The sequence below is a fragment of the Pseudoalteromonas sp. GW168-MNA-CIBAN-0100 genome (assembly GCF_040309225.1).
Taxonomy (GTDB): Bacteria; Pseudomonadota; Gammaproteobacteria; order Enterobacterales; family Alteromonadaceae; genus Pseudoalteromonas; species Pseudoalteromonas arctica.
Genome location: NZ_JBEOOL010000865.1, coordinates 1 through 250 on the forward strand (window position 1 = coordinate 1; position 250 = coordinate 250).

1 protein-coding gene is annotated in these 250 nt (G+C 42.0%); it reads left to right on the forward strand.

The window, feature by feature from the left end; all coding sequences use genetic code 11:
- The coding region (locus AAEY62_RS23770) for a site-specific integrase (protein WP_350636924.1) at positions 1-250 on the forward strand (250 nt) is incomplete at both ends.

Here is a 250-nt window from a genome sequence, read left to right on the forward strand (position 1 = left end):
GGGTGAGCATATTCGCCGTTACAGCATGGCACTGCGCTCAAAACAATTAAGTGGCCGCACTATTAGTTTAAAGCTCAGTTGTATTCGCAGTTTATATAAATTCTTAAAAGCCAAAAATATTGCTAAACAAGCGCATTACCATAACCCAGCGGTAAGCATAAAAGGGCCTAAGTTTGCTAAGCCTTTACCTAAAAATCTCGATGTAGATCAAATGGCACGCTTGCTCGAAATACCCGACGACGAACCTCTG